Source organism: Microbulbifer variabilis, assembly GCF_052468405.1.
The window spans coordinates 689,796-712,229 of the sequence record NZ_CP174343.1; the positions used below are offsets into that span (position 1 = coordinate 689,796).

The 22,434-nt window shown below is 47.4% G+C and carries 19 protein-coding genes; 13 read left to right on the plus strand and 6 right to left on the minus strand.

The genetic code is table 11. The features are described 5' to 3' along the window. The first annotated feature begins 32 nt into the window (after positions 1 to 32). Positions 33 to 719 carry a sterol desaturase family protein gene (locus ACJJJB_RS03460; protein WP_444901982.1) on the plus strand — a complete coding sequence of 229 codons (687 nt, stop codon included), beginning with the start codon at positions 33 to 35 and terminating at the stop codon, positions 717 to 719. Positions 720 to 739: 20 nt separating this feature from the next. Here the strand turns inward: ACJJJB_RS03460 and ACJJJB_RS03465 are convergent, their stop codons facing one another. Then, the gene (locus tag ACJJJB_RS03465; RefSeq protein ID WP_445365749.1) at positions 740 to 2,563 is read right to left on the minus strand and encodes a DUF885 domain-containing protein; all 1,824 of its coding nucleotides are present in this window, start codon (positions 2,561 to 2,563) and stop codon (positions 740 to 742) included. A gap of 262 nt (positions 2,564 to 2,825) precedes the next feature. Here ACJJJB_RS03465 and ACJJJB_RS03470 point away from each other — a divergent pair, with 262 nt between their 5' ends. From ACJJJB_RS03470 to ACJJJB_RS03480, 3 genes are all read left to right on the plus strand, one after another. Next, entirely contained in the window at positions 2,826 to 3,170 is a 345-nt protein-coding gene (locus ACJJJB_RS03470) for a 4a-hydroxytetrahydrobiopterin dehydratase (protein ID WP_020411679.1), read from the plus strand. Positions 3,171 to 3,383: 213 nt separating this feature from the next. Continuing rightward, complete coding sequence (locus ACJJJB_RS03475) at positions 3,384 to 3,851, plus strand: OsmC family protein (protein ID WP_444945446.1); 468 nt, start codon at positions 3,384 to 3,386, stop codon at positions 3,849 to 3,851. A gap of 46 nt (positions 3,852 to 3,897) precedes the next feature. After that, positions 3,898 to 4,293 carry a GNAT family N-acetyltransferase gene (locus ACJJJB_RS03480; RefSeq protein WP_445365750.1) on the plus strand — a complete coding sequence of 132 codons (396 nt, stop codon included), beginning with the start codon at positions 3,898 to 3,900 and terminating at the stop codon, positions 4,291 to 4,293. Between the two features lie 119 nt (positions 4,294 to 4,412). Here the strand turns inward: ACJJJB_RS03480 and ACJJJB_RS03485 are convergent, their stop codons facing one another. From ACJJJB_RS03485 to ACJJJB_RS03495, 3 genes are all read right to left on the minus strand, one after another. Then, positions 4,413 to 5,477, minus strand: a complete 1,065-nt coding sequence (locus tag ACJJJB_RS03485; RefSeq protein ID WP_445365751.1) for a bile salt hydrolase — start codon at positions 5,475 to 5,477, stop codon at positions 4,413 to 4,415. Positions 5,478 to 7,451: 1,974 nt separating this feature from the next. Continuing rightward, positions 7,452 to 7,955 (minus strand): thermonuclease family protein, encoded by a 504-nt coding sequence (locus tag ACJJJB_RS03490; RefSeq protein ID WP_445365752.1) that lies wholly within the window; start codon positions 7,953 to 7,955, stop codon positions 7,452 to 7,454. A 261-nt stretch (positions 7,956 to 8,216) separates the two neighbouring features. Next, complete coding sequence (locus ACJJJB_RS03495) at positions 8,217 to 8,978, minus strand: TlyA family RNA methyltransferase (protein WP_445365753.1); 762 nt, start codon at positions 8,976 to 8,978, stop codon at positions 8,217 to 8,219. Between the two features lie 126 nt (positions 8,979 to 9,104). Here ACJJJB_RS03495 and nhaA point away from each other — a divergent pair, with 126 nt between their 5' ends. The 5 genes from nhaA to ACJJJB_RS03520 all read left to right on the plus strand — a co-directional run bounded on the left by nhaA (position 9,105) and on the right by ACJJJB_RS03520 (position 13,786). After that, the gene (gene nhaA / locus ACJJJB_RS03500; protein WP_353374945.1) at positions 9,105 to 10,565 is read left to right on the plus strand and encodes a Na+/H+ antiporter NhaA; all 1,461 of its coding nucleotides are present in this window, start codon (positions 9,105 to 9,107) and stop codon (positions 10,563 to 10,565) included. A gap of 114 nt (positions 10,566 to 10,679) precedes the next feature. Further along, positions 10,680 to 12,053 carry a hypothetical protein gene (locus ACJJJB_RS03505; RefSeq protein WP_353374946.1) on the plus strand — a complete coding sequence of 458 codons (1,374 nt, stop codon included), beginning with the start codon at positions 10,680 to 10,682 and terminating at the stop codon, positions 12,051 to 12,053. 24 nt (positions 12,054 to 12,077) lie between these two features. Then, the gene (locus ACJJJB_RS03510) at positions 12,078 to 12,443 is read left to right on the plus strand and encodes an MmcQ/YjbR family DNA-binding protein (protein WP_020411688.1); all 366 of its coding nucleotides are present in this window, start codon (positions 12,078 to 12,080) and stop codon (positions 12,441 to 12,443) included. A gap of 42 nt (positions 12,444 to 12,485) precedes the next feature. Then, positions 12,486 to 13,340 carry a thioredoxin gene (trxA, locus tag ACJJJB_RS03515; RefSeq protein WP_353374947.1) on the plus strand — a complete coding sequence of 285 codons (855 nt, stop codon included), beginning with the start codon at positions 12,486 to 12,488 and terminating at the stop codon, positions 13,338 to 13,340. A gap of 83 nt (positions 13,341 to 13,423) precedes the next feature. Further along, positions 13,424 to 13,786, plus strand: coding sequence for a YqfO family protein (locus ACJJJB_RS03520; RefSeq protein WP_353374948.1), 363 nt, complete (start codon positions 13,424 to 13,426; stop codon positions 13,784 to 13,786). A 3-nt stretch (positions 13,787 to 13,789) separates the two neighbouring features. On the opposite strand, the gene ACJJJB_RS03525 is transcribed toward ACJJJB_RS03520, so the two are convergent. Next, positions 13,790 to 14,323: a DUF4124 domain-containing protein gene (locus ACJJJB_RS03525; RefSeq protein ID WP_353374949.1), complete on the minus strand. Its 534-nt coding sequence runs from the start codon at positions 14,321 to 14,323 to the stop codon at positions 13,790 to 13,792. A 100-nt stretch (positions 14,324 to 14,423) separates the two neighbouring features. Further along, positions 14,424 to 14,969 carry an NUDIX hydrolase gene (locus ACJJJB_RS03530; protein ID WP_020411692.1) on the minus strand — a complete coding sequence of 182 codons (546 nt, stop codon included), beginning with the start codon at positions 14,967 to 14,969 and terminating at the stop codon, positions 14,424 to 14,426. 103 nt (positions 14,970 to 15,072) lie between these two features. Here ACJJJB_RS03530 and ACJJJB_RS03535 point away from each other — a divergent pair, with 103 nt between their 5' ends. The 4 genes from ACJJJB_RS03535 to ACJJJB_RS03550 all read left to right on the plus strand — a co-directional run bounded on the left by ACJJJB_RS03535 (position 15,073) and on the right by ACJJJB_RS03550 (position 22,382). Then, the gene (locus tag ACJJJB_RS03535; protein WP_444901978.1) at positions 15,073 to 16,350 is read left to right on the plus strand and encodes an efflux RND transporter periplasmic adaptor subunit; all 1,278 of its coding nucleotides are present in this window, start codon (positions 15,073 to 15,075) and stop codon (positions 16,348 to 16,350) included. A 32-nt stretch (positions 16,351 to 16,382) separates the two neighbouring features. Continuing rightward, a complete protein-coding gene (locus ACJJJB_RS03540; RefSeq protein WP_020411694.1) occupies positions 16,383 to 19,541 on the plus strand; it encodes an efflux RND transporter permease subunit in 3,159 nt (1,052 codons plus the stop codon). 127 nt (positions 19,542 to 19,668) lie between these two features. After that, the gene (locus ACJJJB_RS03545) at positions 19,669 to 20,280 is read left to right on the plus strand and encodes an NUDIX hydrolase (RefSeq protein WP_020411695.1); all 612 of its coding nucleotides are present in this window, start codon (positions 19,669 to 19,671) and stop codon (positions 20,278 to 20,280) included. 1,061 nt (positions 20,281 to 21,341) lie between these two features. Further along, positions 21,342 to 22,382, plus strand: a complete 1,041-nt coding sequence (locus ACJJJB_RS03550) for a helix-turn-helix transcriptional regulator (RefSeq protein WP_444945437.1) — start codon at positions 21,342 to 21,344, stop codon at positions 22,380 to 22,382. Positions 22,383 to 22,434: the final 52 nt, after the last annotated feature.

Sequence of the window (22,434 nt, forward strand, 5' to 3'; positions counted from 1 at the left end):
CGGAATACCAACTCTAATAAAAAGGAGCAGATATGTCGATCAATCACGATGCGGCTACTTTCAGAGCCGGGTACCGGGCACGAGTGAAGAGCCGTTACAGCGGGTGGTTTCATCTATCGGGTATTCTGGCTATTGGCGTCGGAGTTTGTATTTACTGCATATTTCAGTTGGATATGTTAAAACCTTGGGAGTTATTAGTGATCCCCGTAGGGGTTGTTCTATATAACTTTTCTGAATACGCAAGTCATCGTTGGGCTGGTCATAAAAAAATTAGAATTGCAGGAGTTTTTTATCGCAGACATACTGGGGATCATCACAGTTTTTTCTCTCCGCCCCTGTTTTCAATTGATACTACCAGAGACTGGAGGATAGTACTTTTCCCTACTTACTTAACGGCAACTCTTGCTTTAGTGATAGCCCCGAGTTTAGGGTATTTTTTTTCTATTTTCTTGTCGATGAATGCTGCTTACCTCTTGATTGTGACTATTGTAGTAAATCATTTGGGTTATGAATTGTTGCACTTGGGATACCACCAGCCTCTGGATCATTGGTTTCATCGAGTTCCCGTTCTGCGTGAGTTGGCTCAACTACATCGTATACATCATCAACGTAACTTGATGAATCAATGTAACTTTAATTTGACTATCCCCCTGTTTGATTTTTTGCTGGGTACTTTTCATTGGGAATCTATTGGGTATTGCCAGAAGAACGAGAGTTAGAGCTCTAAAACGTATTTGGTTCAAATAGATCCCGTCTCCTCCAGCTGGGTCAACATTAGCTCTCGAATTATCGGTACAGGTGCATTACCAAAGCTGAGAAATTCTTCGTGAAATTCTTTTAAATTAAATTTTTTCCCGAGTTTCTGCTTTATTTCATCACGCAGAGAAAGTATGTCAGTGTAACCCGCGAAGTAACTGGTTAACTGTACTTGGCTCAAGGTGGCTCGCCGCCATTTGCCCTCAGCTTCAGCCTGCTGTTGGAATGCGCCTTGAATCATCAGCTTAAGTGCATCGGCTTCATTAAGGCCTTTTACTTGAACTTCATAATCCAGGATTGTATTGGTGATAGTGCGCAGGTTCCACTTGTAATACATCAGCCACAATTCTGGAGAAAAATTACCATATCCAGCTTCTAACATCATACGCTCAGCATAGACAGCCCACCCCTCGATCATGGCTCCATTACCTAGAATACTTTTTATAAGGCTGGGGGATTGGTTGGCATAAACCAACTGAGTATAGTGTCCCGGGATGGCCTCGTGGATATTGAGGATCTGCAGGGTGTAGTTATTGTATTCTCGTAGCAGGCTGTCAGCTTGATTGTCGCTGAGCTGTGCCATAGGCATTACATTGTAATAGGTAATGGCATTCTTATTGTAAGGTCCAGGAGCATTGATGGAGGCAACAGCAAAACCTTGAAGGTAAGGTGGAGTGGTGCGTACAATCAGAGGTTTGTTTTTATCCAGTGTTAGCAAGTTATTCTTAGTTACAAAAGTGGCTAATTCTGGAATTTGTTGTTCAACCTTCTCCTTAAAAGTATATTTTGTGGCATGGTGTTCGGATAGTTTATCTAGTACCTTTTGGATCTTGAGTTGCTTATCTGAAGGTGGGGCTTCTTTAGGATAATATCTGGGCCAGAGTTTTTCTGATAGCTCTAGCATTTTATCTCGAACTAATATCTTTTCTTCCATTGCAAGCTCGTAAAGTTCGGCTGCACTTATACCAATCTGGATGTCAAAATTGAATTTTTCCTCGTAGAGTTTTTCGCCAATACGAAAATCGCGGAATTTTCCAGTTTTTTCCAGTTTTTTTTGTAGTTTCTTCAGGAATGTAATATAGCCTTGGATAGCCTCGCGAGTTACTTCCAGGCGCTGTTGGAAAACTGCTTTTTCATCGTCGAACAATTGGCTGTCTACTGCTTTCTTTTCTGTCTCTTCACCGAACACTTCCATGGCCCCTTCATTTTGCTGGATAGCCAGTGCCAGTTGAGGGGCGGCGGGCCTGCGGATGTTATGCATAGCAGCTTGATAATATTCCGGTACCTTGCGCATACGAGTACTAAAAGTTCGTAAGCGTTGCTCTAAAGGTGCATACTCCGTATTCAATATAAGTGCAAAAGGATGAGAAACATTGTAATTGGAGGGGTCCCATTCAAAAGATTTGAAGGTGGTATATTCCCACTGCAAACGCAGAAGGAAGTTTAAGATCAATGCCAAGTCAGTACGTGCGTTGATGCTCAGCTGATCTATGTTCAGTGCATTAAACTTTTCTTCATAAGTCTCTGCAAAATCCAGCAAGTATTTCCGGTAGGCCTTATTGGGTACCTGTATCTGGGTGGCGACATCATAGTAGCCCTCACGAACAGCCCAGGACGGAAAAAGACGCCAGAGCCCATTAACGAACTGTTCACTCAATTGCTGGAAAGTCAGCTCTGTCTCAGCCCGCATTTCTGCGATAGTTTCGGACTCCGGGGGGGTAATACGGTTCTTATCCAGACTCTGTGGACCGCAGGCACTAGTTGAGAGGAATGACAGTAATATCAACATACACAAAAGGGCTTTCATAAGAGTCCTTGCTTCGCTGGGCTTCTAATACCTAGGGGCTGTTCAAAAATTAACACACTTGATGGCGTTGCTGCGGCTGGTCGGCACCAAATGTCTCCAACAGTGGCTTACCCCGCTGCTTTTAGCAGGCTGTTTCATATTGGCGTGTTAAAACCGTATAAAATGCCTTTTTTGAGTGTGTGCTTGTTTCGTTGGGGAGCCCCGGTTAGAGTGGAGCCCACGCTAAATAGCCGATAATAAACAAGGTGTTGAGGACTCATTTATGACCGAACTCGCCCAACAACAATGTGAAGCCTGCCGAGCAGATGCGCCCCTGGTCAGTGATAACGAACTTCCTGGATTGCTGCGTCAGATCCCGGATTGGACCCCAATGACCCGAGAGGGCATCATGCAACTGGAGCGCGTGTTTAAGTTCCGTAACTTCAAGCAGGCTCTGGCGTTTACTAACCGTGTTGGTGCTATTGCGGAAGAGGTGGGGCACCACCCCGCGTTGCTTACCGAATGGGGTAAGGTTACTGTGACTTGGTGGAGTCATGAGGCTAAGGGCCTGCACAAGAATGACTTTATTATGGCTGCACGTACTGACCAGCAATTGGATGCTGAGTGATAGCACCTCTGGGGCCGCTCTGCGGCCTCTGTCCCTAAGTGCCCGGCCCTGACCCCAGGTTGGAAATGATCATCGAAGATACCTGCCAACTGGCTGCCCTCTCTGGAAGTCCCCGAGTAAGCCCGTAGATTTCAGACAATCAGTCAAAATAGCAGAGAAAGACTCTATCTGTAAGAACAGAAATTGTGTGCCCTGGATAAAAGGAGAGAGATTTTGTCTGAGTACACTTCCACAGTAGTCTGGCAGCGCGACGACCAGATTTTTACCGATAATCAATACAGTCGCGCTCATATCTGGCAATTTGATGGTGGCCTGTCCGTCCCGGCTTCCTCCTCCCCTCATGTGGTTCCCATTCCATATTCGGTTGCAGAGAATGTTGACCCGGAAGAAGCTTTTGTCGCTGCACTTTCCAGTTGCCATATGCTGTTCTTCCTGGCCATTGCTGCCAAGCGAGGTTTTGTGGTGGATGAGTATCGTGATGAAGCAGTTGGTCTAATGGATACGAATAAGGAGGGCAAATTGGCAATGACCAAGGTTACTCTGCGCCCCCTGGTGCGTTTTTTTGGAAATAAGAAGCCCAGTAGGGAGCAGCTGGAAAAAATCCATCATCTTTCACATAAACAGTGTTTTATTGCCAATTCTGTTAACTCGGAAATAGTTACAGAAATTCGCGAGGATTAGCTGACCTATTAAGTGTTGTGATTTATTAAGGGGTATTTAATATATTATGTATACAGTGGTAGAGAACGTGGCTCCCGTTGAAGGCTTTCTTCGTTTGAGGGAAGTTGCTGGACTTACCCCGAGAACCAGAGCGGCTGCGGAAAAGGGCTTACCCAACAGCCTGTATGGCATCCACATCAAAATAGGCTCACAGACTATTGCTATGGGGCGGGTAGTAGGGGATGGAGCCCTGAATTTTGAAATTGTTGATGTTGCTGTCGATCCAAAATACCAGGGGCAAGGTTTAGGGCGCTTGGTGATGAGGTATATGATGTCTTATTTGGATCGGGAGGCCATGCCTTCAGCTTATATTACTCTTATGGCGGATGTACCGGAGCTATACGAGAAGTTTGGATTTAAGCTAAGCAGCCCTGAAAGTGAGGGGATGTACATGTTGAAGTAGATTTACATCAAAGTATGTAAAATCTTGGCTGTAATTAAGGCCATATGGAATATCGGACCGAGTGTTTGATATTAAATGGTGTTTTCGGGTTAACTTGTACATCTTGTATTTCTTTCTGTTTATTTTTTTAGTGGCTGAAATACTTTCGTGATATCTCCAACCAATTGGGGGTTCTTTGGGTCGGCAGCCCGCTTTCCTGTGCCTTTTGAAAAATCAATTCCATGTAAATCTACCCAAACAATATTTGGATTTTTAACCCAGTTGAAATAGTAAATTCGGCGTTTTAAATCAATCACCGAAAGCCACCAAGTGGGGTAAGTAGCTGGTTCTCCAGGCCCCTCTTCCTGATTGGGGCGACTGTAAGGTGCGCCAAAAGGAACGGCCACAGTGCGAATAGCACTTAGGAGGTAAGCGACTGCCTGAATATCATTGGCAGGTTTTGGTAGATTGTGTTGATAGTAAGATAATCTAACAAAACGGTCAGCGCCATCAATCCCTCCTGGAACAGATTTAAGTCCTCCAAAGCCTTGGTAAAAAGGCAGGTTTTGAAGCTGCCATCCATAAGGTGGGTCATTTGTCATAACCGAAAATTTCTTACCGTGATGTACAACTAATTTACCATCGATTATTTCGAAGATAGCTGAATCACCGCTTGGGTCCTCTATTGCCATATGTGCACCAAGTACTTCGCCACCAACTTTCACTGGCGATATGCGTATATTTTTCATCCCGATGACAGCATCTGCGACTGTAGCATGGTTATCGAGAATAAAACGCAGCCAGCGCATATAGGATACCCCTGGCGTATTATTTGGTTTGGCGTAGCGGGTTGCTCCAAGATATAGAATATGTGCCGTTAGACCTTTTTCGTTAATTCCGTCGGTAGCACCGTCATTATTTGAGAAGCCATATTGGCGGGCATAGGGAATAATACTTTGTACAACACTTCCATATTTTGAAGTCCATTTGGCGGGGTTATGGCCATCCTCACCAATCATCTTCATGCCTCGAGGATTTATATAAAGAATATCCTCAAAAGAATGTCCCCAATCCATTGATCTGGCGGCAAAAACACCTTGCTCGGTATTCCAGGCAACCCGGGAGCATGCATAGAGTTTGAATGGCCAAAAAAGTAGAAGCAGTGAGATAATCAGTAGCACTCTTCTTATAGTTACCTTGATCATTGCACGAATCGCCTTTTTGGCGTGGATGAAAGATAAGTAGTTTAGCTTCTTTCTTATGAGCTCTAATATGCACTGACTAACCTTGGCGGATATGTACTCCTAGTCTTTGTTTAGTTAGGCGAAGTGCCGGGAGCGAGTGAGATTTTAATTTAATGAGGTTGGCTGGAGAAGTCTTGGCTGAATTGTTATTTAGTATAAATTACTCGAAGTCAATGTTTTAAATGATAAGGGTATAGGTATTAGCATTAAAAAAATTTACCTTGCTAGTTTAAGATAGTGGTCTTTATGTTTTTTGTAGCTTTATTTATATTGGCGGGGGATATTGAACCTTATTTGATGTAGCCCCGAATAAACAGATATTCGATAATTTGGCTGGAATCTATGACAACATTAAAATGGCTAATGGGCAGTTTTTGGTGTAGGGAAAAGGTTGCAGGCTTTCCTGACTCTACTGGGAGAGTGAAGACCTGGGCAAAATAGGATATATTAGTGCCTTTTATGGTTGAGTCGCAGATCAGGGAAAATAGGGCCCTAATAGTTAACAAAAGTAATATTATCGATAAGTACGACGTAGTAATGGATAAGCGAATCGATTCCACCCTGTTTATACTTTCGGCAGCAATAGTTGCCATGGAAATGGTTGTCCTTTCTGGGCTAGGTGAATCCTACTATCCTGATTAGAGTAGTCTGATGCTTCATAGCAATTAAGGCGTTTTTTTAGAGTGAGGGATGAATGGGTGAGGGTCAATTATTTAATTGACCTACTTGCATTTTTTAGTGTAGGCGTTCATTCTAACGAAATTACGCTAAATAAGCACAAAGTAATTACCTTGGAAGTTTTGAATGAGGAGCGGGGGTGCTGGGTACCTCCACTCACTTCCTATCGGAAAGGTGAATTGAAAAAACATCCAGTTCTTTAGTTTCTTGATGTAGATTTAAATAGCTTCTTTCCTGTTTTACTGGCACGGTTAAACAAATGGTCTCTGATACTACTCCAATTATTCCTGGAATGATTCTTGTTGGAATTATAAGCCAGGAATGAGTAAGAGATAGCTCACCAAACAGGCTGCAGATTAACTATTTTGGATATCGAAATGGAGCGTTAGGTATTACTGAGATTAATGAAGGTTGTCCGACTTCAGGATGGCAAGTCCTAGCAGGTTGTTTATTTGCAAGGTTTTAAGCTATCTATCATTTTTATTCATTCCCAAAAAATTTTAATGTTTACTCTGCGATTGTTCCCGGTATATGGTAGGACGATTAGGTTTTACTGAAGAAATGTACCGATTTTGTATGAAGTGAGCCACTTGATAAATACAAGTTATGTATAGCTACATCTCAATGAATAAGCATGTTTTTCTCAAGGGGAGTCATGTCTCAGAATTTATTGGTCTGTATGTTGATTCTGTGATATATGGTTTATAAGAAAAGTATTACACGATGTCCGTTATTGGTTTCTACAGCGAATTAAGACCTGTTTAAAGGTTATATGATTGATAGTCAGGCCAGGTTTTTTTGGTGATCAATATTGAGAGATATTTGAGAATGTTTGAAAGCGCTTTGTGGAAATTTTTTCCTAATGGGGGATGTTATCAATTTTTATTGTTATAGTCGGTTATGCAATAAGTGGTCCTGGGTTGATGTTGATCGGGCAATATAGTTCCTTAAGTTGAATGCTGAATACTCAGAAACTTACAAAGTGTTGAGTAGCTTGGCTGAAGCCTATATAGTCAAAGGATATATGAAGTAGGCTTTAGGGTACTATGGAAAGCCCCATCATTTAATTTTGAGAATTAGCCCGCAAGAATTGGAATAGCTGAAGCAAGGGTTGAGCAATTCTTGTTCTGAAAATTTCAAATGTAGAGTTATAAAAAATTTATAGTTTTAGCGGCCTGGTAGAGAATCTATTAAATTCTTCAGGCCGCTTTATTAAGTGTTGTGAAATTTAGTTAGCGTTGATGATTTTGTAGTGAGTCAATCATCTAGAATTAAATTATTTTCCGGATTGTAATAGCAAAAAGCGTGATCCAGGCTCTTGCGAAAGCAGTAGGGGTCTTTTGCTTCTGCTTCTCCCCACAATCCTAGATTGGAGTAGTATGCAAACTCTTGCTCAATCTCGAATTTATCCCCGCAATAGTAGGCATAATTCCAAGCGGCTCCTCTTGCGACCATTTCTTGATTGATGTTGTACCCATTTACAAACAGATAGCCAGTTTCTCTGCCGTACTGATCTCTCCCTGTAGATTGGAAATCCACAGAGCCAAATGACAATAAATAATTCAGGGTTTGAGTAGCCTCTGGGCCATACGTTTGCGTACTGGGATAGGTTTCTGGTGCATCAATACATTGAAGGCGTATCTCAACATATTCATCAGAAATATATCCGTGAACTGTGTCACCATCTATTATCCTGTAGTTAGTCAGTGGAGCTGCTTGCAATGAACTGGAGAATGCACACAACAAGATTAATCGTTTCATTGGAGTTATCCGGGCCGTTGTTTTATGTGCGCAGGATAGGGAGCATTTATTACGTGTTCATTTATAAATTGTGATAGTAATAAATAGTTTTTATTAAAGGAGGGAGTGTTTTTAGAGGAATATAGAGATATTCCTTAACTCTAAATGGTAAGTATCTAAGATCTATTTGGAAATTTTAATTTTTAAACGAAATTGTCAGGGCCCTCAAAATATGATGGCCCTGGCGTAAAGTAATATTAAACTTTTTTCAGTTCTCTTCGCTCATATTTCCCTATGTACTGCCCAAAGTAAGAATTCCCGGTTGCCATCGCCACCTTTAATTGGACTGTCAATGTATTCTTTGATCTCAAGTCCTAGTTCATCACATAAATGTGTGATTCTCTGGCGCACCTGTGGGTAGAGATTTGTATTGCGCACCAAGCCCCCTTTACCAATACCTTCGGGACCAACTTCAAATTGTGGTTTTACCAGGGTCAACAATTGGCCTTTTGGTTTTAAAAGAGTGGGTAGCTGCGGCAGTATTAATGTTTGGGAAATAAAGGATACGTCCATAACGATGGTATCAAACCCGTCGTCCCCATAGGGAGCTATCTGAGAGGCTTCCAGGTGGCGAGCATTAATACCCTCAAACAGGTGCATACGTGGGTCCACCAGGAGTTTCTGTGCCAACTGGCCCTGACCAACATCTACTCCTACGACAGATTTTGCGCCTTTCTGCAACAGACAGTCGCTGAATCCGCCGGTGGAACAGCCGATATCCAAGGCGTGCCACCCCTTTGGGTTTAAGCCTGTGTGATCGAGAATGGCTGCCAGCTTTAATCCGGCACGGGAGACATACTGATCTTCCGGTAACGGTGTGACATTAAGGGAACAATCGTCACTGACTAATTGCCCGGCTTTGCGTGCTAGTTCCAGGGGGCCGCCTTCAGATAGCATGACCCTGCCGGTATCAACCAGCTTTTTGGCGTGAGTGCGGGAATTGGCGAGTTTTCTCTTTACGAGCAATTGGTCCAATCGGGTCATCTTCTGCAATGCAATCCTGTCAATATGGTTAAGAATACAGTGGCCATGCTAACCTCTGGCTCCCGTAGGTAGAAGTGCGGCCCTCGTTTTTGTAGGGCTAGTCTTTAGGTAGGAGGACGTCAGTCGATGGCAAAAAGCGTTTTGGATAAGTTCAAGATTCGTAAAGGAAAGGTATTTGAAGCGCCTTTAGAAGGGGCCTTTGGGCGCCTGGTGACACCTTTCGAAGAATTTATCCATCGACAAAGCAGCAGCGGCATTTTACTGATGCTTTCTGCGCTGGCTGCACTGATTATTGCCAACTCCCCCCTGGAAGACGCGTACAAACACCTGCTGCATATGCCTATCAGCCTTAGTGCAGGGGAGTGGGAGTTTTCTCTTTCCCTTCATCACTGGATTAATGATGGCCTGATGGCAATCTTCTTTTTTCTGGTAGGTCTGGAATTGAAGCGCGAATTTATGGTGGGCGAGCTTTCCGACTTGCGCCAAGCGGTATTGCCGGTAATGGCAGCCATTGGTGGCATGGTGGTTCCGGCCCTGATCTACGGCGCCTTTAATTCTGGCGGTGAGGCAGAGCGTGGCTGGGGTATCCCTATGGCTACAGATATTGCCTTTGCAGTGGGGTGTATTGCGTTACTGGGTAACAGGGTGCCCCGGGCGGTAGTAACCTTCCTGGTGGCCTTGGCCATTGTGGATGACCTGGGTGCCATCCTGGTAATAGCAATCTGGTATACCGAACAGGTAAACCTGACTGCGCTGATTGCTTCGGGTTGCCTGGTGGTGATTATGTGGCTGTTAAAGGCTGCCGGTGTGCGCCGCTCCCCAGCTTATGTTTTTGTTGGGGTCTTGTTGTGGTATGAACTCTACCTGGCCGGTGTTCACGCAACCATTGCCGGCGTTATTACCGCTATGGCATTGCCTGCCAAACCTAAATATGACCCGGTGGCGTTCAGTACTTTTGTAAAAGATATTATTCGCAGCTTTGATCGCTGCTTCCGCCCGGGAGACAAGATTATTGCCAATGATGCTTTGCGTGCTCGAGTCATGGCTCTGGGTAATGGTGTGAACCTGGCACAGTCTCCCCTGCAGCGTATGGAAACCCGGTTGCATACCCCGGTGGGCTTCCTGGTAATCCCCATCTTTGCCCTGGCCAATGCGGGTATTCCGTTCGACAGCTTTACCAGCACTACTGCGGTGATTAACCCTGTTACTTTGGGGGTTATTGCCGGCTTGGTGATCGGTAAGTTGGTGGGTATCGTGGGTGCTACGTGGATTGGCTGGAAGTTGGGGTGGGGCAAGCTGCCTAAATCGGCGAACTTCCAACATATTGTTGGGGTGGCATTACTAGGCGGTATCGGCTTTACCATGTCGATATTTATTGCCGAGCTGGCGTTTAGCACCCAGGCGGATCTGTTGATTCAGGCCAAGGCGGGCATTCTGTTAGCCTCTGTGATCGCCGGTATCGCTGGTTTTCTGGTGTTGCGTAGTGCACCTGTGTCAGAAGAATTTGAAGGTGTGCACCTGGAGGTAGAAGGCGAGGAGGGCCTCGGGGAGAGTGCAGCGGACGAGCACCCTGGAAAACATAGCTAAGTTCCTGTCGTCATTTTGATTGTGGGCCCCTGCCTTGTGGGGCTGCGGTTCCCACCAGAGACAATTCATCACACAATCAATATCGGTATTAAATGAGTCGAGCGAGAAATAATAATGATGCAAGCGATTAAAGCGGTGGGTCTGTTGCCGATGCTAGCTGTACCACTGTTTTTGGGTGCATGTGAAGGAAAAAAAGCCAGTGAGACCCATACGGCAATACCACCGAAGGTTATTGAGGCAAAACAGGCTATGGAAGAAGCGAAGGGCGATTTATCTATTGACGATGTGGCAAGGGCGTATGTTTCCCTGGTACTGGAGCTGGGTAATCATGACAAGAGCTATGTGGATGCTTTTTACGGCCCAGCCGAGTGGCGTGAGCAGGCACAGCAAAGTAGCGCGAGCACGGCAGAAATTGCCCAGCGTGGGGAGGCGCTACTTGAACGGTTACCGGTCGGTAGAGAAGCAGATGGTTCTATGGGTGGCCTTCGTCTTCACTACCTGAAAACCCAATTGGGGGCTTTGGTGGCCCACGCTAAGCGCCTTTCCGGTGAAAGCGAACGCAACTTCGCCCAGGAGGCCCGCGAGCTGTATGACACCCAGCCACCTAAGCAGGACTTTGCCAGGTTTGAGCCCCTGCTTACGGAGTTGGAAGAGTTGCTACCGGGTGACCAGCCACTGAGTGAACGGGTACAGGCATTTCGCAGTAATTTTGAGATTCCCGCAGACAAGCTTGAGGCGGTATTCGATGCGTCAATTAGAGAGTGTCGTCTGCGTACCAAGCAGTACATTCCGTTGCCGGACAATGAGAACTTTGTACTGGAGTATGTCAGCGACAAGCCCTGGAGCGGTTACAACTGGTACCAGGGGGGCTCCCACAGTTTAATCCAGGTGAATGGTGGTCTGCCGATCACTATTGATCGCGCTATAGATCTGGGGTGCCATGAGGGTTATCCCGGTCATCACACCTACAATGCGCTGCTGGAGCAATCCCTGGTGAAAGAGCGCGGCTGGGTGGAATACAGTGTTTACCCTCTGTTCAGCCCTCAGTCTCTTATTGCCGAGGGCAGTGCTAACTATGGTATTGAGCTGGCCTTTCCTGGTGAGGAAAAGACCCGCTTTGAGATGGAAGTACTCTACCCCCTGGCCGGGCTGAATCCGCAGAATGCTATAAAGTACGATCGCGTTATGGCGCTAGTGGATAAGTTGAGCTTTGCCGGTAATGAGATCGCGCGCCAATATATTGATGGGGAAATCGAAGGTGATGATGTGCCGGCGCTATTCGAGAAGTACACCCTGATGAGCCCGGCCAAAGCCAAGCAAAGAAAGGACTTTGTGGATGCCTATGGCGCCTATGTCATTAATTATAACTGGGGGAAAAAGCTGGTGGCGGATTATGTAGAGCGCGGTACAGATAATACCGATGAGCGCTGGCACCGTTTTGCCAAACTGCTGTCCTCACCGCGCCTGCCATCTTCATTGGACTGGTAGGGTTTTATTATGTTGAGAGTGGCGATGAGGAATTATCTGCTATCTCGCCCTGAGGCTATTGAGGATTTTCCCTTTGGTCCAGATGTGGCGGTATACAAGATCAAGGGGCGAATGTTTGCTACCCTCAGCCGTTACCGTGGAGTGGATGCCTCCAATCTGAAGTGTGATCCGGATGAGGCTCAGGCCTTGAGGGATATCTTCCCCGGTGTGCTGCCGGGGTACCACATGAACAAGAAGCACTGGAATACGGTGTTGCTGGATGGCACAGTGCCAGATTATGAGATTGAGCGGATGGCAGATCGATCCTATGGATTGGTAGTAAAAGGCCTGCGCAAGATAGAGCGGCAGTCCCTTGAATTGGCCTATGGCGCCGATATCCTATACCGCTAACAGTACAACAAACCAATACGCAGACGTGACTCAGGAGAGTTTGTGAACGAATTTATTGTCGATGTAACGGCAGAAAACGCCCAGCAAGTATTGATTGAAGAATCCATGAAGCGCCCGGTACTGGTGGATTTCTGGGCGGACTGGTGTGAACCCTGCAAGCAGTTAATGCCAGTATTGGAAAAACTGGCTAACGAGTACGCTGGTCAGTTCCTGCTGGCCAAAGTGAACGCGGATACCGAGCAGATGATTGCCGGCCAGCTGGGAGTACGCAGCCTGCCTACGGTGATGTTATTGAAAGATGGTCAACCGGTGGATGGCTTTGCGGGCGTGCAGCCGGAAGCTCAGATCCGCGAAATACTGGACAAATATCTGCCCAAGCCCTGGGATATAAAGTTGCAGCAGGCCCAAGCACTTATTGGTGAGGGTAAGGTGGATGAGGCTTTACCTCTGTTGCGCCAAGCTTACACTGAGTCCTCAGAGCGGGCAGATATTGCCAAGCAGCTGGCAGCAGTATTACTAGACCAGAATCGCGCCCAAGAAGCGGAAACTGTGCTGGGCAAAATCCTGCTTGCAGATCAAGATGCAGAGTACCAGCAATTGATGGCCCAGCTGGAATTGAAGCTGCAGGCCGCGGATACTCCGGAAATCCAGGCATTGCAGAAGGCGCTGGAACAGAATCCCCAGGACTATGACTCCGCCTACCAGTTGGCGGTACAGTACAGCCAGGCGAACCGTCACCAGGAAGCCCTGGAGCTATTACTGGATATACTTCGCAAGGATATGAACTTTGCCGATGGCGCAGCCAAGCAGGCATTCCTGGATATTGTAAAAAGCCTCGGTACTGGAGACCCTGTTGCCACCCAATACCAGCGCAAACTGATGACAATGATGTTTTAAATCATTATGAATTGATGCTGGGCTTTGCCGTACGAAAGAGGCCTTAAGGGCCTCTTTTTTATGCCCCACTGTGAGCTGCTGCTATGTATAAGTTTTGTATTTATATTCCCGAATCCCATCTCGAAGAGGTGAAGCAGGCCCTTTTTGCTGCTGGTGCGGGGCGCATTGGTGATTACGATCATTGTTGCTGGCAAGTGCTGGGTACTGGCCAGTTCCGTCCATTACCAGGTAGCCAGCCATTTATTGGTGAATCCGGGGAGGTGGAGCAGGTATCAGAGTATCGCGTGGAAATGGTATGTGCGGATGAACATGTCGATGCCACACTGCAGGCACTTTATGGTGCCCACCCCTATGAAGAGCCTGCTTTTGACCTGTGGCGCCTGGATGATCGTTGCAATATAGCTAGTAAGCAAAGGCAGGAGACAAGAGAGTTTCCCACCGCTTAGATTCTAGAGGTTGTCTAAGGCTTGTTGGCGCTGCAGGCTTTTCTCTTGCAACGCTTGCACTTCTTTAAGAAGTTGGGAAATCCGGCTATCGGCTCCAGCGCTCTCCTGCGGGGGAGTCGCTTGGGCATGCGGAGGCTCCTCATTGGCAGAGACCTGAGTGCCTGGTACTGTGTTGATGGGCTTTACCCGGTGGATACGTATTGAGGTATCCAGCCCTTCAGGCACTGAGTCAGAGAAGTGCCAGTTTCCCTCTCTATCCTGCCAAGTGAAGACTTCAGTGGCGGGTGTTTCACTTTGAACTGGGGATATCAATCCACTGGACTTCACAAAGCTTTCCAGTTGCTTTGCAGATTGCTGTGAAGTGGAAGTGACTGTGTGCAGTGCACGTTGCCCTTGGTAGCGCACATTGTCTATTGTCTTCTGGTCCGGCAACCAGTCACTGGGAGACATTATTGGTTTGCCCTCTGGGTCAGGCAGAATCATTGATAAACCTACGCCTACCAGGAGCAGGACCGCAAGCATATAGGCATATTTCATCGGAACATCCTTTTACAATCTGGTGAGGCTGTGTTTCTCCCAGGTCTTGGGGTAACAGCTAGCCTTCATTCGCCATATAAGTTTGATGTGGGTTTGCCGATTACAGTTTGAGTTTTCGTGAAATTACGCCGCGGTGCAGTTGGTATTGCCCCAGTTTGCTGTCCTCAAAGTAGTGCTCGAGAGTTTTGTGCATAATGGGAAAGGCAATTTCACGCCAGGGGATGTCCACTTCGCGAAATAATTCCACTTCCAGGGATTCCGGTCCAGGCCCAAAATTGGTATCTGTCAGCTCACCGCGGTACATCAGGTAGACCTGATTGATATGGGGGATGTCATAGACCGAGTAGAGGCCATCCACACGGATGTTGGCGCGAGCTTCTTCCCATGACTCCCGTAGGGCACCTTCTTCGCTACTCTCCCCGTTTTCCATAAAGCCTGCGGGTAAGGTCCAGAGACCCAGGCGCGGCTCAATAGCGCGTTTGCACAGCATCACCCGGTCTTCCAGGTATGGCAGTACACCGACGATAACGCGCGGATTTATGTAGTGAATGGCGCCGCAGTTGCCGCAGAGGTGGCGGGGGCGATCATCACCCTTTGGAATGGAAAACGTGACGGCACTACTGCCGCATTGGCTGCAAAATTTCATGTCGTCAGTATACCTATGCAAGATTCCAGCGTCAGCTCCCAGAATTTTGACGCCTATAGTTGTTAATAGACGTTGATGTATTTAAGGCGGTGTCTTCTCTGCCATGGCGCGTTTTTTATTTTTTTGGCTGATCCTATTTGTCTTATACGCCTGTGGTGGCAAGGGCGATGAAGAAAAAACGCCGCCACCGCCTCCAGTTGAGGTGCTCGTGGTGCGAGAGCAGCCTGTTATTCCGCGCTTTGAATTTGTCGGTAGGGTAGAAGCCACTGACGAGTACAAAGTGCGCCCCCGGGTAGAGGGGTATATTCAAAGCCGCAACTTTAAAGAAGGCGATACCGTTCAGAAAGGCCAATTGCTTTTTGAAATCGACCCACGTCCTTTTATTGCAGAGTTGGATAATCAGAGCGCTAATTTGGAGCGCACTGAGGCCTCGTTACGGGTTGCCGAGCGTAATTTCCGCCGAGGTCGCACCCTCGTAGCAACCGGTGCTATCAGCCAAGTGCAGATGGATGAACTGATGGGCACGTACGAGGAGACAAAATCCCAGGTGGATGCGGATCGCGCCAAAGTCGAAAGCGCCAGACTGGATCTATCCTACACCAAAATTTATGCGCCACTCACAGGTCGTATCGGTCGCACGGATTTTACCGAAGGCTCCCTGGTGGGCCCTAATTCTGACCCCCTAACGACCATCGTTAAGATGGACCCAATTTATGTACTTTTCGAGGTGCCTGAAGATCAACTTTATGCTGTTCAGGTGGATGCGGAGCGACGCCGGCGAGAAGGACTGCCCCCCACCAGTTTGGATGTGCGTATAGAACTGCCGGATGGCAATTTTTACCCCTACAAAGGCAACATAGTTTTTATCGACAACCAAATAGACCCAAATACCGGATCAGTGGCAGTACGCGCCCTGTTTCCCAATCCAGGGCAGTTGCTGGTACAGGGTCAATTTGCCCGAGTTTCCATTTTGGTATTTACCGGCAGTGAGGCATTGAAGCCATTAGTGCCACAGTCATCTGTGCTGGAGGATATGCAGGGTCGCTATGTGTTTGTACTGGGTCGAAACAATATCGCGGAAAAACGCTATTTAACCCTGGGTCAACGCGAGGGGGAACTTTGGGCGGTGAATGATGGGCTGGTTGCCGGTGAGTCGATAATCGTCAATGGCCTGCAGCGGGTTCAGGCCGGAAAACCGGTAACACCGCAAAATACACCACGCAATCCCTATGATGCCGCAGCGAAGCCGGCGGAACCCACAGGAGAAGGTGGCTCACCAGCGCAGATGCAGTCAAAGGGTGCGAAGAAAGGAGAGCCTGGTAAAGGAGAGGATGAAAGTACGCTCCCGGGTTATGAGGGAGAGGCAGATGACTATAAGTAGTCCCGAAAGGGCGGGGGGCATCTAGCGGCTTTATGATCAGTGCCTTTTGTATCCGGCGGCCCCGTTTCGCTTTTGTAATATCCATACTGATCTCCCTTGCGGGGATTTTATCCCTGCCCTTATTACCAGTAGCCCAGTTCCCTGAAATTACTCCTGCGACTATTAATGTCACTACCAACTATGCAGGCGCCAGCGCGGAGGTGATGCGCGATAGTGTCGCTGTGCCAATTGAGTCACAGGTCAATGGGGTGGAAGGCATGGATTATATGTCTTCAACCAGTGGCAATGATGGCTCCTATAGCCTGACGGTCACTTTTAAATCCGGTTACGACGACGATATTGCTCAGGTAAATGTTCAGAATCGGGTAGAGCAGGCAATGCCTCAACTACCAGAGGATGTAAAACGGGATGGTGTAGTGGTTTCCAAGAAGAGTACTACGCTACTGCTTGTCGTTAATTTATTTTCGCCAGACCAGAAATTCGACGAGCTATTCCTGGCCAACTATGCGGAAATTTACCTAAAAGATGAGCTGGCCCGTGTTTCGGGAGTGAGCAGTGTTGTTATTTTTGGTTCGCGTAATTATGCCATGCGGTTGTGGTTGGACCCCAATCGTATGGCAGCACTGGATGTTACTGCCCAGGATGTAATCAGTGCGGTGCAGGCCCAGAACGTTCAGGTGGCGGCAGGGCAGATTGGCTCGCCACCTATCCGCAAGGATCAGCAATTTCAGTACAATATTCTGGTGCAGGGACGTCTGGTTAGCCCTCAGGAATTTGAAGATATTACTATCCGCGCCAAGCCCGATGGCGCCATGGTTAAGGTTAAGGATATAGCCAGGGTCGAACTTGGGAGTCAATCCTACTCGTCCTATGGTCAGTTGGATAACGAGCCTTCGGCAGTGATGGGGGTCTATCAATTACCTGATGCAAATGCCTTGGATGTGGCTGAGGGCATTAAAGAGAAGGTGGCGCAGCTCTCTCAACGTTTCCCTGAAGGGCTCACTGCAGAAGTTCTTTATGACACCACTCTCTTTGTGGAGGCCTCGATTAAGGAAGTGGTGCAGACACTGTTTATTGCCTTGATTTTGGTAATACTGGTGGTGTTCCTGTTTTTACAGGACTGGCGCTCCACTCTGATTCCCGCTATCGCCATCCCGGTATCTCTGGTCGGTACCTTCGCTCTGATGCTGGCATTTGGTATGACCATCAATACCATCACCCTGTTTGCGCTGATCCTGGCCATTGGTATTGTGGTGGACGATGCAATTATTGTGGTGGAAAACACCCAACGCCTGATGGGGGAGGGGTTGCCTCCCAAAGAAGCGGCACTGGAATCTATGCGAGAAGTTACCGGGCCGGTGATCGCTACCACCTTGGTGTTGTTTGCCGTATTTGTGCCGGTAATGTTGATGCCGGGTATTACCGGAAAAATGTATCAACAATTTGCCATTACTATTTCTATGGCGGTGGCTATTTCCTCATTAAATGCGCTTACGCTGAGCCCGGCACTGTGTGCCAGTATTCTTAAACCCGGTAAAGATGGAGAAGTTGCCGGAATTAAAGAGACCGGAGCATTTGGTTTCTTTAATAAACTGCTCCATCGCTCCACCAATTTCTATGTGGGCATGGTTAAGGCCTGTGTGAAAATTCCACTGATTGGTATCCTTTCTGTTATCGGGCTTTTTCTTTTTACCGCCTGGTTATTTACCAGTATTCCCACCGGATTTATTCCCGATGAGGACCAGGGCACTTTTATGTTGCATGTGCAGCTGCCGGATGGTTCATCCCTGGAGAGGACTGGACCAGTGGTTGATCAGGTCACGGATATTCTGTTGGAAGAGCCGGCCATGGCCCATGTGGTAGGGGTGCCGGGTTACAACCTGCTCACCAACAGTGCCTCCTCCAATACGGCCATGATGTTTGCGGTGCTGAAACCCTGGGACGAACGAACAAACGAAGAAGATCATCAGTTTGCCCTGATGGATCGCCTGCAGAAAAAACTGGCAGCGATACCCAATGCGCAGATTATGCCTTTCGCAATTCCGCCGTTACCGGGTATAGGTACCGTGGGTGGATTCGAATTTGTACTTGAGGATTTACAGGGGCGCAGTATTCTGGAACTCACCCAGGTTTTATTTGACCTGCTGGGTAACGCTAACCAGCGTCCAGAAATTGCTCAGGCCTTTACCAGCTTCCAGGCCAGCACTCCCCAACTGGAATTAAAACTGGACAAAGAAAAAGCCCATGTGCTCGGAGTGCCCCTGCCGGAAGTCTATTCCACTTTGCAGACATTTCTTGGTGGCTATTACATCAATGATTTCAATCTGTACGGCAAAGTATTCCGGGTGATTGCCCAAGCTGATGCGCAATTTCGCGATGAGGAAGAAAACCTGGCGGGCTTCTATGTGCGTGCCAATAGCGGTGGCCTGGTGCCGGTGACTTCAGTTGCCACTATCACCCCGATCGTCGCTCCGCAAACAATCACCCGCTATAACTTGTACAACAGTATCACTATCAACGGTGCCCCTTCGACCGGTTACTCCAGTGGACAGGCTATGGATGCAATGGAGGAGTTGGCCGAAAACCTGCCGGAGGGGTATGGCTATGAGTGGACAGGGATCAGTTTGCAGGAAATAACTTCGGGTAATCTGGCTCCAATCCTGTTCAGTCTGGCCATTGTGTTTGTATACCTGTTCTTGGTCGCCCAGTATGAAAGCTGGAGTATTCCGATCGCAGTGCTCTTGTGCGTGCCAATCGCTATATGCGGCGCCATGCTGGTGGTTTGGTTGGCTGGCTCTATCAACAACCTCTATACCCAGATTGGTTTGGTCTTACTTATTGGCATGGCGGCTAAAAGTGCCATCCTGATTGTGGAGTTCGCCTGTGTAGAACGGGATAAAGGGAAGTCGATTGCTGATGCGGCTCTCTCTGCCACGCGTCTGCGTTTTCGAGCGGTTCTGATGACGGCTATGTCATTTATCCTCGGAGTGATACCGTTACTGGTGGCCACTGGGGCCGGCGCGGTCAGCCGGGTTTCCCTGGGGTTGGTGGTGTTTGGTGGCATGTTGGCCGCCAGCTTGTTCGCCACCCTGCTGGTTCCGGTCTATTACGCCTTGGTGCAGACAGTGCGGGAGAAGCTAAAAGGCGGTTATACCCCGCAGACTGAACGAAGTGTTGCGGCGGAAAAGTAGGGATGTAGAGGTGTTCGAGCTATATGCGACAAATGGATTATGTGGCAGATAGCTCGGTGTTAACGCCAGAAATGAGTATGATGAAAGTTAGGGAGTACCCAGGTCTTCTGGGGCAGGACAGTGATTTATGCTATCAACGATTGAAAAAAATATATTTCAGCAGATTGAGGAGCTTGAGGCTGGAGTTCCAATAGGGCCAGACCTGTCCGGTCACGCTGCGGTTCTGGTTGCCCTGACCGATGAGCCTGACCCACAGGTAATTCTTACCAAGCGCTCCGCCAATTTGTCCACCCATTCCGGAGAGGTCTCGCTGCCTGGGGGACGTTGGGATGCCACCGACCCGTCGTTGCAATATACCGCTTTGCGCGAGGCAGAGGAGGAAGTTGCCCTGCCGATGAATGCGGTGCGTATGCTCGGTCCCCTGTGGCCGCGTAGAACCAGGTGGCAGGTAAATGTAACCCCATGGGTGGGAGTAATCTCCCCTGATATCGAACTTTCCCCTAATCCGGGTGAGCTGGATGCCGTGTTCCGTGTTCCCCTTTCTTTTTTTATGGCTGATCCCCGTATCCGTACCGATAGAGTGACCATTGATGATCAAGCTATTTATTTGCCGGCTTATCAATACGAGAGTTATGAAATCTGGGGTTTTACTGCTGGGGTGCTTACGGAATTTCTGGTAAGAATACTGGGGGTATCAATTGGGCGTCGCGATGATGTGCCATTGCGTGCATTAAATTAGTCCTGGTTGGTGGGAATAATTTTATAATTTATTTTGGCCTGTTTTATTACTGTGTTGGGAGTTTAACCCGGTATCAGCTCACCCTGGTTGTTCCATGCATCCAACAACAAACTTATCTGATCGCAGGGTATCCGGATCAGTAATGATAATTGGAAAAACAGGATCTTCCGGCAGGACAACTTCCCTCCCTCGCCGACATTGAAAAAGCCAGTGACCTGCTACCTTGACTAATTGATTCCGGTATTCGGCGGCTACGGCAACAGGATAACCGGATCGAGTCGCTACGATAAACATGGTAGTTGCTTTGCCCGAGGCAGATTGCCCATGTTCTGAACTTTGATGTCAGGGAGAGTATGTAATATGCCGCCCCCCACCTTGTTGTGTATCACTGTGTAGCATTTCAGTTGGGGGCATAGGATTGCCGTGTTTGAAGCGACCTTCAGGCGTAAACACTGATGCTTAGCCATGTGTATCATAGCTACCTATCGTTAATGTGTGGCGAGCAAGTAGATCACTCATTGCGAACTTATCTTTGAATAATTGAAGATCATTCATTTTTATAATCGGATGCCTAAAAAATGGACACCAATGAAAATAACCTGTGTGTCTAATTTTACTGGGATTAACTTTTATAAAGGACATAGTACAAATCAAGGAATAGTGTCGGCCTCCAAGCCAAATTGATAGAGTTCATTTCCGAAGGAATTTTTCCGTTCACCTTTTCTTCATTTTTTTTGCACCTGATGCTCTAACCAGCTAAATGACTATCAATAACAAAGCTGTTATCTACCCGCCTGAAAGCCTGAGAATTACAGGGTTTTCTGATCAGGACGCCAACAGAATTACTGGCCGGGTACTGTTAGCCATAGTCAACAGTAGAATGCTGTGCCAATGAGGGGCAAGGATTGGCCGAGTAATACCCGGGACTCGAAAAACGCGTCTTTATGAGCTCTGAGCTGGAATATGCTGTCTCAATATTCTCTATATTGGTGAGCAGTTGTTCCAAATTGGTTTATTCTTGCCTATTGCCAGCAATGAGACAGCTTAAGGATAAGCGAATCATGCGTAAGGATTTTCTAAAAGAAAAGAAAAAAAACCCGTTTATACAAAAAAGTATCAATACTGGAATTTGGCCGATAGAGGAGCGTTGGTCGCGCTGGAAGCAACATCTGGAGGAAATATTACCTTACAACTGCGAGCTAATTCTCAAGCCCCATCACTGCCAGGAGTATGAGGGGGAATTCTCTGGCACCATAAACCCCCTTACTGGAGACTCTTTTGCCCGCGCAATCTTCTCTGGAAACTCTTTTCATCGCAACAATCATCATCTTAGTGATGGCTACGCAGATTACACCGTGGTGTATATACTGTCTGGTCGTGGTGCCATACAGCGTGGTAATCACTTTATTCCAATGAATTCTGGTGGGATTTATCTGGTGGACTTGGGGCAGACTATTATCCATGACTTGATACAGCAAAGTCATGTACTGCTATGTCGTATCCCTAGAAAAAAAATCGAAAAATTTCGAAAGGGCCCTGGTGATAATCAGCCTCTAGTGATTGATAGCAATAGTGGCCCAGGCCTATTACTCAGAAATTATCTTTTGCTCTTGCCAAGAGCCAGACAGCAAAGTTCTTTTGTCTCTCCTGAGACACTATTTAACCCGGTAGCGGAGTTGGCTATTGCCTGTATAGAGGAGAGCCGCGGAAAGGCGGCGGCTGAAGTGGAAACACCGCAACGCTTGAATGTGGTATTTCGCCAGACTTGTCAGCTTATCCAGAAGTACTGTTGTGATGTAGATCTTTCAGCCCAGCAGCTGGCCATATCCTTGAATATTTCCCCTTCCTATCTACACCGTGCCTTGCGTTATCACAATACATCCTACAATAGCTTATTGCGTCGTGCCAGGGTGGAGTCTGCCTCAGCACAACTGGTGGGCTCTGGGCGCAATGCAAGTATGTTGCAGGTTGCCTTAAACAGCGGTTTTAATGGCACCAGCCAGTTTTCACGGGCTTTTAAAGAGGAGATGGGGATCACGGCGTCTGAGTTCGTAAAACAAACTTTCGCTGAGAAGAATGATTTACTCGTATTGGAAGAGTAGCTTTAGAATTTGGGGATTACATCCCAGCGCTATCATAATCTTATCTTAGGTC

Coding starts and splice junctions, on each gene's coding strand:
- ACJJJB_RS03505 (WP_353374946.1), top strand. CDS start 10,680: ATGATGCAAGCGATTAAAGCGGTGGGTCTGTTGCCGATGCTAGCTGTA.
- ACJJJB_RS03550 (WP_444945437.1), top strand. CDS start 21,342: ATGCGTAAGGATTTTCTAAAAGAAAAGAAAAAAAACCCGTTTATACAA.
- ACJJJB_RS03540 (WP_020411694.1), top strand. CDS start 16,383: ATGATCAGTGCCTTTTGTATCCGGCGGCCCCGTTTCGCTTTTGTAATA.
- ACJJJB_RS03495 (WP_445365753.1), bottom strand. CDS start 8,978: ATGACCCGATTGGACCAATTGCTCGTAAAGAGAAAACTCGCCAATTCC.
- ACJJJB_RS03490 (WP_445365752.1), bottom strand. CDS start 7,955: ATGAAACGATTAATCTTGTTGTGTGCATTCTCCAGTTCATTGCAAGCA.
- ACJJJB_RS03530 (WP_020411692.1), bottom strand. CDS start 14,969: ATGAAATTTTGCAGCCAATGCGGCAGTAGTGCCGTCACGTTTTCCATT.
- ACJJJB_RS03520 (WP_353374948.1), top strand. CDS start 13,424: ATGTATAAGTTTTGTATTTATATTCCCGAATCCCATCTCGAAGAGGTG.
- nhaA (WP_353374945.1), top strand. CDS start 9,105: ATGGCAAAAAGCGTTTTGGATAAGTTCAAGATTCGTAAAGGAAAGGTA.
- ACJJJB_RS03480 (WP_445365750.1), top strand. CDS start 3,898: ATGTATACAGTGGTAGAGAACGTGGCTCCCGTTGAAGGCTTTCTTCGT.
- ACJJJB_RS03465 (WP_445365749.1), bottom strand. CDS start 2,563: ATGAAAGCCCTTTTGTGTATGTTGATATTACTGTCATTCCTCTCAACT.
- ACJJJB_RS03460 (WP_444901982.1), top strand. CDS start 33: ATGTCGATCAATCACGATGCGGCTACTTTCAGAGCCGGGTACCGGGCA.
- ACJJJB_RS03525 (WP_353374949.1), bottom strand. CDS start 14,323: ATGAAATATGCCTATATGCTTGCGGTCCTGCTCCTGGTAGGCGTAGGT.
- ACJJJB_RS03470 (WP_020411679.1), top strand. CDS start 2,826: ATGACCGAACTCGCCCAACAACAATGTGAAGCCTGCCGAGCAGATGCG.
- ACJJJB_RS03535 (WP_444901978.1), top strand. CDS start 15,073: ATGGCGCGTTTTTTATTTTTTTGGCTGATCCTATTTGTCTTATACGCC.
- ACJJJB_RS03545 (WP_020411695.1), top strand. CDS start 19,669: ATGCTATCAACGATTGAAAAAAATATATTTCAGCAGATTGAGGAGCTT.
- ACJJJB_RS03485 (WP_445365751.1), bottom strand. CDS start 5,477: ATGATCAAGGTAACTATAAGAAGAGTGCTACTGATTATCTCACTGCTT.
- ACJJJB_RS03510 (WP_020411688.1), top strand. CDS start 12,078: ATGAGGAATTATCTGCTATCTCGCCCTGAGGCTATTGAGGATTTTCCC.